Source organism: Vibrio hangzhouensis, assembly GCF_900107935.1.
GTDB classification, from domain to species: Bacteria; Pseudomonadota; Gammaproteobacteria; order Enterobacterales; family Vibrionaceae; genus Vibrio; species Vibrio hangzhouensis.
Window position 1 is genome coordinate 135822 of the sequence record NZ_FNVG01000011.1, and the last position, 12723, is coordinate 148544.

The window sequence follows — 12723 nt, forward strand, 5'->3', positions numbered from 1 at the left end:
AGATTTCCTTATCAGATACGCGATGCCGCTGCGTACTGCTTAAGCAAGTCAGGCACGTCAAGAATTAGCGCAATATGACCATCGCTGGTAATGGTCGCTCCAGCCATGCCTGGAGTACCCTGAAGCAGACTGTCCAGTGGCTTGATAACCACTTCTTCCTGACCAATGAGCGTATCCACAACAAATCCGACACGCTGGCTACCAATTTGCACGATAACAACGTGACCATGACCTTTGCGCTGCTCAGCTCTTCCTGCATGTGGTGCTAACCAGTTCTGCAAATAAAACAGTGGGATAGACTTGTCGCGGACAATAATGGTGAGCTGGCCATCTACGACATTGGTACGGCTCAGATCCAGATGGAAAATCTCATTCACGCTAGCTAATGGCAAGGCAAAAGGATTGCCACCGACACCTACCATCAAGGTCGGTAGAATCGCCAGCGTCAGCGGCACTTTGATGATGATCTTAGTACCTTTACCCAGCTCAGAGTCGATATCAATAGATCCGTTTAGAGCATTAATAGCGGTATTTACCACATCCATGCCCACGCCACGGCCCGAAATGTCTGAAATTTTTTCTTTACTCGAGAAGCCTGGCATAAAGATGAGGTTAAAACATTCTTTATCCGTCAGACGCGAAGCGGCGTCTTCATCCATCATGCCGCGTTTAACCGCAATAGCTCTGAGTTTTTCCGGATCCATACCGCCACCGTCATCGACGATAGCAAGCTCAATATGGTCACCTTCTTGCGACGCTGATAAGGTGACCTTACCAGTGCGAGGCTTACCCGCCTGTTCACGAATGTCTGGCATTTCAATGCCATGGTCAACCGAGTTTCGGACTAAGTGGATCAGTGGATCAGCAAGCGCTTCGACCAGGTTCTTATCCAGATCGGTATCTTCTCCCTGCATCTCCAATGTGATGTCTTTATTGAGGCTGCGAGCCAAATCACGGATCACTCGAGGGAAACGGCCAAAGACTTTCTTAATTGGCTGCATGCGAGTTTTCATCACGGCACCCTGAAGGTCTGCCGTCACCACATCCAGATTTGAGACCGCTTTCGACATCTCTTCGTCGTTGCTGTTCAGGCCAAGACTCACTAGTCGGTTACGTACCAGAACTAACTCGCCCACCATGTTCATGATGGTGTCTAATGTCGAAGTATCAACACGTACCGTGGCTTCAGCCTGCGGCTTCTTCACCTGGACTGCTGTGCTTTTGTTCTCTTGCGCCGCCGGCAACGATTTTTCAGGAGCCGGGGCCACAGAAGGTGCCGCTTTCACTTCCGCGACAGGTTGAGACATAACCTCTGCTGATGCTGAGTTAAGCGTTGCGGGCTTGGTGGCAACTTCTAACTCGTCAGGTGACGGGCCTTTACCCACGCCATGTAATTCATCGAGTAACTTCTCGAACTCTTCGTCGGTCATAAGGTCGCCGCCATCAGTGGCGTCAGCAGGCTTGGCCGCGACTGGATCTTTGGTTGGAGTGGCAGATGATTCTACATTATTGGCAGACGGCCCTTTACCAACCCCGTGCAACTCATCCAACAACTTTTCAAATTCATCATCAGTGATATCAGAAGACGGCAATTCCGCGGGAGCAACCGGGGCAATGTCAACGACAGAGGCCGACGGCTTCGCCGCTTTGGTAGGACTTCCACCCTTACCGTGCAGTTCGTCAAGAAGACGCTCAAATTCATCCTGAGTGATATCGTCAATTGAGTCACCATTAGACACTGGCGTTGATTCAATAACACTTAGACTGGCTTCGGCTGTCTGATTCGGTACAAAGGGCTCCGGTGTTTCAACAATCGGAGCAGGAGCAGATGACAACTCGTCTGCTGACTCAGGCCTACTTAAACGGTGGAGTTCCTCAAGTAAAGCAGGGTCAGCTGGGGCAATCGGGTCCATATTCTGAACAGACTGAAACTGATGATTGACTGTGTCCAACGCCTTAAGCATGGTATCCATCAAACTTGCGTTCAGCGAACGTTGACCATTGCGAAGAATGTCAAAGACATTTTCAGCACCGTGGCAGGTATCAACAAGTTCAGTAAGAGACAAGAAACCGGCTCCCCCCTTAACGGTATGAAAGCCTCTAAATATTGCATTCAACAGATCTTTGTCATCTGGATTATTTTCTAATTCAACCAGTTGCTCTGATAGCAACTCGAGAATCTCTCCAGCTTCCACTAGAAAATCCTGTAAGATCTCTTCATCTAACTCGTAGCTCATAGTCACCCCTAAAACCCAAGACTCGAAAGCAAATCATCCACTTCGTCTTGCGAAGAAACGGCATCGTCCCGCTCGTGAGGGTTAATAATGGGTCCCTCAACGCCAACTGGTGCCTGCTTTGGTTTTGTTGTTATTGATTGTTGTTCGTCACTGAACACTTTCAAGATTTCCACCAGCCTCGTTTCCACTTCACTGACTAAAGTGATAACGCGGCGAATGATTTGTCCAGTAAGGTCTTGAAAATCCTGCGCCATTAGAATGTTGGTGAGTTGAGTACGTAATTCGGTACTGTCTCCCTCAACCTGACTTAACAGTTCATCAATGCGATGACACAGGTCTTTGAATTGTTGCAGTTCTAGCCTTCCATGCATCAGTTCGTTCCACTGAGGACGAACTTGCAATAAGCAGTCATGGAGGTTGTCTGCCATAGGCAAGCACCGTTCAACCGCGTCCATGGTCGTATTGGCCGAAACTTCGGTCTTATTGATAACGTATTCCAGACGGTCTCGTGCTTCGGGGATTTCATCGTTAGCGATCTCATTGAGACGCGTATCAATGCTAAATTCCGTTAAAGCATCGTGCAGATCGCGGGTCAACGCTCCTACTTCTTGCAGGACGCGACGCTCACTACCGCCTTGAATCATCATGACCAGCTTGTTCGCTTCTTGTTGCTTGTCGTGTTCCAACAACTCAACAAGCTGCTTAGCTTGTTCCAATGAAATCATTCTGATATAGCCATTTGCTATGAGAACGCGTTATAAGCGCTCAAAAATTTTGTCTAGTTTTTCTTTTAATGTCGCTGCAGTAAACGGCTTGACGATATAGCCATTCACGCCTGCTTGTGCTGCTTCGATGATCTGTTCACGCTTAGCTTCCGCTGTGATCATCAATACAGGCAAATGTTTCAGTTCTTCATCCGCGCGAATGTGCCTTAAAAGGTCAATACCCTGCATACCCGGCATGTTCCAGTCTGTGACCACAAAGTCAAAGTCGCCTTTTTTAAGCATTGGTAATGCCGTTAAACCGTCGTCAGCTTCTAGCGTATTGCTAAAGCCCAAGTCGCGTAGAAGGTTTTTGACAATACGTCGCATTGTTGAAAAGTCGTCAACAATAAGGATTTTCATGTTTTTATTCAAAATTGCCTCCACTGAAAGCAAGATCAGTGTTTATTAATTATTATCGGTCCAAGCACTCAGCTTGGTGCGAAGACGCTGCATCGATTGGCTTAATATCTGACTAACGCGCGATTCGCTGACGCCCAATATCTCACCTATCTCCTTCAAATTTAACTCTTCATCATAATACAGTGATAACGTTAATGCTTCACGCTCTGGGAGCGATTTTATTGATTCTATTAACGCTTCGCGAAACGCATCGTCCGCGACACCCTGAAATGGTGAGTTATCGTCTTCATCTGAAACAGAGACTGAATCTTCAGACACGCCCAAATCTTCAATACCCACTAACTTGGAACAACTAATATCGGTCAAAGCTTTGTGATATTGAGCAAGGCTCAGCCCCAAATAGTTTGCCACTTCGACGTCCGTCGGATCTCGATTGAGCTCCACTTCCAATACCGAAATGGCTTGCGAAATGTCACGGCTATGTTTATGTACTGAACGTGGTACCCAGTCACCGCGACGAATATCATCCAGCATGGCACCGCGAATTCGAATCCCTGCATAGGTTTCAAAACTGGCGCCCTTGCTGCCATCATAATTTTTTTGTGCCTCAATCAGGCCAATCATGCCAGCCTGTATCAGGTCCTCTACCAATACATTGGGTGGTAGTCGACCAATCAGATGGTGAGCAATCCTTTTCACCAATACTGAGTATTTCTCCAAGAAAGCTTGCTGACCACTCAAATTGGCATGCTGGTCGTAAGTCAAAGCTTTATTCACCAAACGGTTCCTCTATTGCATCAGTTCTATTTAGCAGTCTCTCGACGAAGAACTCAAGGTGGCCACTCGGTACCTTGGGAATCGGCCAGGTCAATGCTTTGTTGGCTAATGAACTGAGTGCAAGCGCCGCTGGTGAACGAGGAAAAGCATCGACAACAATCTTCTGTCTTTTCACTGCTTGCCTCACCTTATCATCAAGTGGAATGCACGCCACTAGCTCAAGACTCACGTTTAGGAATCGCTCTGTCACTAATGTCAGTTTTGTGAACAGTTCTCGACCTTCACGATAACTGCGCACCATGTTAGCAACAACCTTAAAGCGCTGGACCTGATGTTCGCGACTTAACAGCTTAATCAACGCATACGCATCGGTAATTGAAGTCGGTTCATCACAAACGACCACCACCACATCCTGTGCCGCTCTCGAAAAGCTAACAACCATATCGGAAATGCCTGCAGCGGTATCCACCAACAACACGTCCATTTCTTCTTCCAGGCTACCAAAAGCCCGAATAAGACCCATATGCTGAGCATGGCTAAGCTCTGTCATACTCTGGGTGCCAGAAGTGGCGGGAATGATCCTAATACCGTGTGGACCTTCAACGATCGCGTCTTTTAGGTCGCACTCACCCGCAAGTACATGCCCGAGGTTTTTCTTGGGACGAATCCCCAACATGACATCCACATTGGCCAGTCCAAGATCGGCGTCTAGAACCATCACCTTCTTGCCCTGGCGAGCCATACAGATCGCAAGACCCAGAGTAACGTTGGACTTACCAACGCCGCCCTTACCTCCGGTCACTGAAATTACTTTGGTCAACGTCGGTTGTGTCAAACGTCTTAGGCCACTCGCCTGATCATGTATCATGTTATTTGTCATATTCGCTTGCACCTAAACCCCCTCCATATCACTGTTCCAGAAGTGGGGTTCATTTTCTGTCGACTTCTCTAATAATTCGTTCGCTTTAGCGACCATATACTTAGGTTGCGCAATTACAATGTCTTCTGGCACTCGCTGCCCGTTAGCAATGTAAGTCACCGGTAATGCGTTTTGTACTACCACACTAATAAATTCACCCAGACTTAAAGACTCGTCCAACTTAGTCATAATGCAGCCTGAGAGGGGAATGCGTCTGAAGTGATCCAATGTTTCCTGAAGTACCTGTCGCTGCGCTGTGGCCGGCAGCACCAGATAGCTGTGAATCACTTCGCCACTTTCCTGCATCAGGGTATCCAGTTGCTCAGACAGTCGAACATCTCGCTGTCCCATACCCGCTGTATCTATAAGAATCAGGCGACGATTTCTTAACTGATAAAGTACATCGGCCAGTTCTTCAGAATCTTTAGCAACTCTTACAGGGCATCCCATAATTCTGCCGTAAATGGACAACTGCTCGTGAGCACCGATACGATAGGTGTCAGTCGTCACCAAGGCGACGTTGTCTGAGCCGTATTCCATCGCCGCTCTTGCAGCCAACTTGGCAACCGTGGTGGTTTTTCCCACGCCAGTCGGGCCCAACAAGGCTACGATGCCACCTTTGCGCAGCAGATCCTGTTTACTAATCACGATTTGGTCAGAGACAAGAGACAGAAGCGCCTTCCAGGCCTTTTGTGGTGGAGTATCCTCGGGAATATAGCAGGCAAGCTGATCAGAAAGTTCTGGAGAAATCCCCATACGTTCCAATCGCTTAATCAACATGGCACGTAGCGGCTCACGGCGTTCAACTTCCTGCCACATCAGCCCTGATACCTGATGCTCCAGCAGGCGACGTATCGAAGACATGTCTTCTTTCATAGCCTCTAACTCTTCGCCTAGCTTGCCATCTCGACCAGGTGCTGCTCGTCGCGCGGGTTCTTGATGATTGTCACTACGATAGGAAGCACGTTGGCCTGAACGTAATGGTGAAGCATCACGCTCAGAAAACTCTGAACGGTTGTCCTGAGCATACTGGTAGCGGTCGGAGGCTTTGTAGCCTTCACTAACCGATTTTGCCCTTTCGGACTGACGCTCAAGCAGAGCGGAAAGGGAATCAGGTGGGGTCACACTGTTTTTACTTTCCACGCTTTCACCATTGCGGTAGTTTTTAAGCATGTTGGCAAATCTGTCCGTTACCGAAGGAGAGCCAGAAGCTCGGCTCTGGTTCAGGCTTACTACATCTTCCTTAAGATTGCGGCCATCGCCGGTAGGCTCTGTCAGGTTATTTGGACGCGCAGGCGCTGTCAGAGCATTACTCTGCATCTGTCGCGGCTGAGCTTGCGCCGCGTCTCCGTCAATGGCAGCAACGATTTCTACACCACCTGCCACTTTCTTGTTGGACATGATCACAGCATCTGCACCCAGCTCCTCTTTAACCTGGAGCAGAGCCTGACGCATGTCTCTGGCAAAAAATCGTTTAATTTTCAAATGTTACATCCATTTCAATTACCGGCTATCAGTTACCTACAGCCTGCACAATTCTAATCTGTTTTTCGTCCGGGATTTCCTGATACGATAGAACCCGCAAGCTTGGAATAGTATTTTTCACAAACTTGGCGAGGGTCGAACGTAATACCCCTGACGTTAGCAGCACTGCTGCTTCTCCTTTTAGCTCTTGCTCTTGAGTCGCTTGGGTGAGCGATGCTTGCAGTCTTTCGGCTAATCCAGGTTCAATTCCAGTCGATTCACCACCAGAAGCCTGCATCGTTTGATGCAATATTTGTTCCAGCTCAGGAATCAGCGTTATAACTGGAAGTTCTGGCTCTATTCCATTGATTTCCTGAACAATTAGGCGTTTTAATGCGATACGAACAGCGGCAGTAAGAACGTCAGGTTCTTGACTCTTGCCGGAATACTCTGCCAAAGTTTGGACGATCGTGCGAATATCCCTGATAGGGATTGCCTCATGTAGCAGATTCTGCAGTACTTTAACAACCGTACCCAAAGGTAGCTGCTCCGGCACAAAGTCTTCCACCAGCTTAGGTGCACTTCGTCCCAACATCTCCAACAGGTTCTGAACTTCTTCGTGGCCCAATAGCTGTGCCGCATTATTGGTCAGTAACTGGCTCAAATGCGTCGCCAATACCGTAGATGAATCTACAACTGTGTAACCTAATGCCTGAGCATGTTCACGCTGTGCTTCTTGTATCCACACGGCTTCCAGTCCGAAGGCCGGATCTATCGTCTGTTCCCCATCAATCAGGCCATACACCTGACCCGGGTTAATCGCGAGCTCCTGATCGGGGCGTATTTCCGCTTCACCTACAGCAACGCCCATCAGTGTGATTCGGTAGGAGTTAGGCGTCAGCTCCAGATTGTCTCTGATATGTACCGCAGGAATCAAAAATCCGAAGTCTTGAGAGAGCTTCTTACGCACCCCTTTCACTCGCTCCAGTAATTCCCCCCCCTGATCACGGTCGACAAGCGGGATCAGGCGGTAACCCACTTCAAGGCCAATCACATCAACAGGCTGGACATCATCCCAGGACAGCTCTTTAGGTGTACTCGACGATTCTCCCCCACCCACTTCAGCAGGCAAGTGTTTGTCTTCCTCCTGCTTAGCTTGTTTGCGATGCATCCAGTAAGCTGCACCGCCAGCAATTACGGCCAGTAATAAAAACGCAAAGTGTGGCATCCCCGGGACAATCCCCATTACCCCTAAAATACCCGCGGTAATGGTCAGTGCTTTCGGGTTATCAAACAGTTGGAACACCACCTGCTGACCCATATCTTCGTCAGTATTTTGACGCGTAACCATAATTGCCGCTGCGATGGACAGTAGTAACGATGGAATTTGTGCGACCAAACCGTCACCGATTGTCAGTAAGGTATAGATCTCAATGGCCTCTCCAAATCCGAGTGAATACTGCATCATCCCGATACTAAGGCCACCGACAATATTGAGGAACAGGATTAAAATACCCGCAATCGCATCACCTTTTACGAACTTAGAAGCACCGTCCATAGAACCGTAAAAGTCGGCTTCCTTGGTCACTTCAAAACGGCGAAGTCTCGCCTGCTCTTGGTCAATCAACCCGGCATTCAGGTCAGCGTCAATCGCCATTTGCTTACCCGGCAAGGCATCAAGGGTGAAGCGAGCACTTACCTCAGAAATACGACCGGCACCTTTAGTAACGACCATAAAGTTAATGATCATCAAGATAAGAAACACCACCAAACCGACAGCATAGTTACCACCAATAACAACGTTACCAAACGCTTCAATAACATTACCGGCGGCGTTTCCCCCTTCGTGACCATATAAAAGCACCACACGCGTCGATGCAACGTTAAGCGCCAGGCGCAACAATGTAGCGATCAATAACACCGTTGGAAATGCCGCAAAGTCCAATGGGCGTCGGGTGTATACCGATACCAAAAGCACAACCATCGCTAGAGCGATGTTAAAGGTAAAAAACAGATCGAGTAAAAATGCAGGAATGGGTAGCACTATCATCGCCAGAGCGGCGAGGACCATAACGGGAGCACCAATGGCAGGCAGGGCACGACGAGGGATATTAGGCATCTTGTCGGCGAATGGCAAAGTCAATTTCATTACTACTACATCACTGCGTTACCACACCAATCCTGGGTGGCGATTATTATTCCTATAGAGGCACAGTAATCTGCAAGAATTAAGCCAAAGAAAGACGCCAAATTTTTGACGCAACATAGTTACTCAGTAACGCATCTCTTTCGGAATGGTGATCTGCTCGTTCTGCAGGGTCGGGCGTTGTCCGCCTTTTTTGCGATATTGTTTTAGCTGGTAAACGTAAGCCAGTATTTGCGCAACGGCGGCAAACAGGCCATCCGGGATTTCCTGTTCCAGTTCTGTGGTGTGGTAAAGTGAGCGCGCTAGCGGTGGTGAAGGAATTACGTAAATATTATGCTCCCTTGCTACCTCACGGATTTTCAACGCCATATGGTCAATGCCTTTTGCCACAACGATGGGCGCTTTGTCCTGCCCTTGTTTATAACGCAGTGCCACTGAGAAATGCTCAGGGTTGGTGATAATAACATCAGCCTGCGGGACTTCTGCCATCATACGTCGTTGGGCAGCCTCTCGCTGTAACATCCGAATACGCCCTTTTACCTCAGGTTTACCTTCCGTATCCTTAAACTCGTCTTTCACCTCTTGTTTGGTCATCTTAAGTTGATTAGCGTGCTGCCAGATCTGAAAAGGGATATCGATGGCAACCACTATCAACAGTGTTGTGCTAATGAGGAGTATAAAGTTCAACAAGATATCAAGAGCATGGAATATGTTTTGTGGAAACACCTCCATACTGAGCTGGAACAGATCGGCTCGGGAAGCATTCACCAGATAAAACGCCATACCAGCAACCAAGGCCACTTTGAGAATGGACTTGATCAATTCAACCCAACTTTGCATTCCCAGCATGCGCTTGAGACCACTCAGTGGATTCATTTTAGACAGTTTGGGCATCGCGGCTTCAGCCGAAAAGCTGATGCCCCCAACGCCAGCGGCACCGACAAGTGCGGCAACAAACAGTACTAACAGGATTAGAGCAAGTGGAAGCAATAGACTCGAAAGAGCACCGAGCACGACGTCAAACAGTTTCGTCGGATCGTAGATTTCATCGCGACTCAGAGTAAACAGGCGCGCCATCGAGCCAAACAATGCACGAGCGAGACCTTCTCCAAACATCATCAGAGACAAGGCACCGACAATCAGCACTGACACTGACGCCAGTTCTTTTGAGCGTGCCACCTGGCCCTTTTCGCGGGCTTGCTTTAGCCGCTGGGGGGTGGCGTCTTCGGTGCGTTCCTGACCGTCTGATTCTGCCATTATCAGCCTCCTAGTCGTTTAACACGTCGTATCAATCAGGCGGCATACCTGACTTTCCACTTCCAGCCAGTACAACTGATAGTGGCTGTACAACCCGGCCATAATATACCAACAGATCATCAGACCAATGAGCAAAGCAAACGCGAAACCCAATGAGAAAATGTTCAGTTGAGGTGCGGCACGGGTCATCACGCCAAAAGATAGGTTAACAGTAAGGAGCGCGATGATCCCCGCTAAAGCCATGCTTAACGCTGTCTGAAACATAATACTCAGCCAGCCAGCCATCTCTCTGAAATCAGCACTAGAGAGGTGTCCACTGCCAATAGGCAGGGTTTTAAAACTCATAACTACAAGCTGAATCATTTTTAAATGACCATCCGTTGCCAAAAAGAACATGGTGGCAAGAAACATAAATAACTGACCAAGCAACGGAGTGTTCTGACCATTCGCAGGATCCACCATAGAGGCAAAACCCAGACTCGACTGCATACCCAGGATCTGGCCCAGCATAACAAAGGTTTGGATCATAAATACCGTCGTCATCCCCATCGCGATGCCAATCAACATCTGTTCTGCCACCGTCAAAAAGCCTTCAAATGATAGCAACTCGATAGACTGCGGTGCGGCGGGGATAGAGGGCATCACTGCCAGAGTCAGTGCCAGTCCGAGGAACAAGCGAATTCTGGGCGAAACGAAGTTTGCCCCAGTGACAGACATCACCATTAACATGGCTGATATTCTGATGTAGGGCCAAAAGTAATTACTCAGCCATTCCAATACCGCGCTTGCTGGATATTCCATCAGGAGACTACCAAAGTACCTGAGGTAGCCTTTCTATGATCTCGTAGAAAAACTCCATCATCATTTGAGTTCCCCAGTGGGCAAACCCAATCAGCGCAAGAATTGTCACTATCAATCTTGGTAAAAAGCTCAGCGTCTGTTCATTAATCGAGGTGGCGGCCTGAAAAATAGCCACGATAAGACCAATCAACAGGCTGGGAACAACAATGGCACATACCAACAGGAGTACCATCCAAAGTGCGTCCCGAAACAGCTCAACAAATACCTCTGGAGTCATACGTCTTCTCCAGCTACAAGGCAAAGCTGCCGGCGAGGGTCGACAGTATCAGGTTCCAACCGTCTACCAGCACAAACAGCATCAATTTGAACGGTAGTGAGACAATCATAGGTGACAACATCATCATACCCATTGCCATCAATATCGATGCGACCACCAAATCAATGATCAAGAATGGCAGAAACAGCATAAATCCTATCTGGAAAGCGGTTTTGAGTTCAGAGGTGATAAAGGCCGGGATTAGTACCGCCATCGACACATCTTCTGGGTTCTGAGCAGTGGAACCGGACATTTCTACGAAGGTTTCCAAATCTTTAACACGGGTCTGTTTCAGCATGAACGACTTCATCGGCCCCTGAGCCTGTTCAAACGCCTGCTTAGCAGTTATTTGCTCATTTAGATAAGGCTGAATGGCCTGGTCATTCACCTGATTCAAAACCGGTGACATAATGAAAAACGTCAAGAATATCGCAATACCTATGATCACCTGATTGGAAGGTGTCTGCTGCAAACCCATCGCCTGACGAAGAATCGACATCACCACCACGATACGAGTGAATGACGTCATCAATATCACCATTGCAGGCAAAAAGCCCAGCATGGTCATCAAAGCAAGTATTTGCAGGTTAACCGAGTAATCCTCACTGCCGTCTGGATTGGTCTTCATGGTGAAGGCGGGAATGCCCGGTCCGGTTCCAAAAGCGCTGGATGTGGAACTTCCTGCAGCGCCGCGATCGTTTTGCATCGCAGTGACGGTCACACCACCTTCTAGCGCAGCGCCCGTAGGAACGGGCGTCGCAAGTGCCTCTTCAGCCATCGAAACTGGCGACAGAAATATCAGTAAAGAAAGAAGTAGGAGTCGAATTACTTTAGTCATGCGAATTTTGCTTTTTCATTAACTTCGACAATTGTGAGGCAAACGCTGGTTGTGCCATCTCCGCTTCATCCAGTGGTTGTTCAAGCTTCGAAATCAGCTGTATTGAATGACTGGTGATGCCGACCAAAAACTGTTCTTCTCCTGCCTGAACAATCGCAATACGCTCTTTGGTACCGACCGGGATCTGTCTGACGATTTTCAACCCCTGCTGGTTCACCAATGAAGGGACTTTCATTCGCTTAAGGACCCATGCGAGAGCCAGAATCACCCCAATAACCAGTACCAGCGAACCGAGCGTCGCGGCCAAATCAAAAGGCGAACCGGAGGCATTCAGTGAGGTATGCTCCTGGCTGGCATAAGCCGATGTTGAAGCCATCATTGGTAACAACATTGTCAGGGCCCGTTTAGTTACTCTGTTGTCCATCACTAACGCAACTTCTTGATTCGCTCTGTCTGGCTGATAACGTCAGTCAAACGGATACCAAATTTGTCGTTCACTACTACCACCTCACCATGCGCAATCAGTGTACCGTTAACCATTACGTCCAGTGATTCTCCGGCAATTCGATCGAGCTCTACAACCGAACCCTGGTTGAGTTGTAACAGGTTACGGATACTGATCTGTGAACGACCGACTTCCATCGAAATCGTCACAGGAATGTCCATGATGGTGTCCAGCTTACGACGTTCATCGTCAGATATTGGCGAAGCTGAATCTTCTAGCTCATCCAACGGGGCAGCCAATACTTCATCAACATCCACGTCTGGCGCCATTGGGTCTTCACCAAGAGCTGCTGCCCATTCATCTGCTAGTTTTTGGTCGTCACTAATAGTCATGTTCTTT

13 protein-coding genes are annotated in these 12723 nt (G+C 48.4%); all 13 read right to left on the minus strand.

The window, feature by feature from the left end:
- Nucleotides 1-11: 11 nt before the first annotated feature.
- Entirely contained in the window at nt 12-2237 is a 2226-nt protein-coding gene (locus C4S60_RS12735; protein WP_103880727.1) for a chemotaxis protein CheA, read from the minus strand.
- An 8-nt stretch (nt 2238-2245) separates the two neighbouring features.
- Nucleotides 2246-2962 (minus strand): protein phosphatase CheZ, encoded by a 717-nt coding sequence (locus tag C4S60_RS12740; RefSeq protein ID WP_103880728.1) that lies wholly within the window; start codon nt 2960-2962, stop codon nt 2246-2248.
- 30 nt (nt 2963-2992) lie between these two features.
- Entirely contained in the window at nt 2993-3361 is a 369-nt protein-coding gene (gene cheY / locus C4S60_RS12745; RefSeq protein WP_006069980.1) for a chemotaxis response regulator CheY, read from the minus strand.
- A gap of 45 nt (nt 3362-3406) precedes the next feature.
- Nucleotides 3407-4138: an RNA polymerase sigma factor FliA gene (locus C4S60_RS12750; protein WP_103880729.1), complete on the minus strand. Its 732-nt coding sequence runs from the start codon at nt 4136-4138 to the stop codon at nt 3407-3409.
- Nucleotides 4131-5018: a MinD/ParA family protein gene (locus C4S60_RS12755; protein WP_103880764.1), complete on the minus strand. Its 888-nt coding sequence runs from the start codon at nt 5016-5018 to the stop codon at nt 4131-4133. Before C4S60_RS12755 ends, C4S60_RS12750 begins: the two co-directional genes overlap by 8 nt.
- Nucleotides 5019-5030: 12 nt before the next feature.
- Nucleotides 5031-6542 carry a flagellar biosynthesis GTPase FlhF gene (gene flhF / locus C4S60_RS12760; RefSeq protein WP_103880730.1) on the minus strand — a complete coding sequence of 504 codons (1512 nt, stop codon included), beginning with the start codon at nt 6540-6542 and terminating at the stop codon, nt 5031-5033.
- Between the two features lie 28 nt (nt 6543-6570).
- Nucleotides 6571-8670: a flagellar biosynthesis protein FlhA gene (gene flhA / locus C4S60_RS12765; protein ID WP_103880731.1), complete on the minus strand. Its 2100-nt coding sequence runs from the start codon at nt 8668-8670 to the stop codon at nt 6571-6573.
- Nucleotides 8671-8793: 123 nt separating this feature from the next.
- Nucleotides 8794-9924, minus strand: coding sequence for a flagellar biosynthesis protein FlhB (gene flhB, locus C4S60_RS12770; RefSeq protein ID WP_103880732.1), 1131 nt, complete (start codon nt 9922-9924; stop codon nt 8794-8796).
- A gap of 18 nt (nt 9925-9942) precedes the next feature.
- Nucleotides 9943-10725 carry a flagellar biosynthetic protein FliR gene (gene fliR / locus C4S60_RS12775; RefSeq protein ID WP_103880733.1) on the minus strand — a complete coding sequence of 261 codons (783 nt, stop codon included), beginning with the start codon at nt 10723-10725 and terminating at the stop codon, nt 9943-9945.
- 7 nt (nt 10726-10732) lie between these two features.
- Entirely contained in the window at nt 10733-11002 is a 270-nt protein-coding gene (gene fliQ / locus C4S60_RS12780; RefSeq protein ID WP_103880734.1) for a flagellar biosynthesis protein FliQ, read from the minus strand.
- Nucleotides 11003-11015: 13 nt separating this feature from the next.
- Entirely contained in the window at nt 11016-11819 is an 804-nt protein-coding gene (fliP, locus tag C4S60_RS12785) for a flagellar type III secretion system pore protein FliP (protein WP_425275128.1), read from the minus strand.
- Between the two features lie 52 nt (nt 11820-11871).
- On the minus strand, nt 11872-12258 hold the full coding sequence (gene fliO, locus C4S60_RS12790) for a flagellar biosynthetic protein FliO (RefSeq protein ID WP_167390982.1): 387 nt from the start codon (nt 12256-12258) through the stop codon (nt 11872-11874).
- A 47-nt stretch (nt 12259-12305) separates the two neighbouring features.
- Nucleotides 12306-12716, minus strand: a complete 411-nt coding sequence (fliN, locus tag C4S60_RS12795) for a flagellar motor switch protein FliN (protein ID WP_103880737.1) — start codon at nt 12714-12716, stop codon at nt 12306-12308.
- Between the last annotated feature and the right edge of the window lie 7 nt (nt 12717-12723).

Coding starts and splice junctions, on each gene's coding strand:
- C4S60_RS12735 (WP_103880727.1), bottom strand. CDS start 2,237: ATGAGCTACGAGTTAGATGAAGAGATCTTACAGGATTTTCTAGTGGAA.
- C4S60_RS12740 (WP_103880728.1), bottom strand. CDS start 2,962: ATGATTTCATTGGAACAAGCTAAGCAGCTTGTTGAGTTGTTGGAACAC.
- cheY (WP_006069980.1), bottom strand. CDS start 3,361: ATGAAAATCCTTATTGTTGACGACTTTTCAACAATGCGACGTATTGTC.
- C4S60_RS12755 (WP_103880764.1), bottom strand. CDS start 5,018: ATGACAAATAACATGATACATGATCAGGCGAGTGGCCTAAGACGTTTG.
- flhA (WP_103880731.1), bottom strand. CDS start 8,670: ATGAAATTGACTTTGCCATTCGCCGACAAGATGCCTAATATCCCTCGT.
- flhB (WP_103880732.1), bottom strand. CDS start 9,924: ATGGCAGAATCAGACGGTCAGGAACGCACCGAAGACGCCACCCCCCAG.
- fliR (WP_103880733.1), bottom strand. CDS start 10,725: ATGGAATATCCAGCAAGCGCGGTATTGGAATGGCTGAGTAATTACTTT.
- fliQ (WP_103880734.1), bottom strand. CDS start 11,002: ATGACTCCAGAGGTATTTGTTGAGCTGTTTCGGGACGCACTTTGGATG.
- fliP (WP_425275128.1), bottom strand. CDS start 11,819: ATGGCTGAAGAGGCACTTGCGACGCCCGTTCCTACGGGCGCTGCGCTA.
- fliO (WP_167390982.1), bottom strand. CDS start 12,258: ATGATGGCTTCAACATCGGCTTATGCCAGCCAGGAGCATACCTCACTG.
- fliN (WP_103880737.1), bottom strand. CDS start 12,716: ATGACTATTAGTGACGACCAAAAACTAGCAGATGAATGGGCAGCAGCT.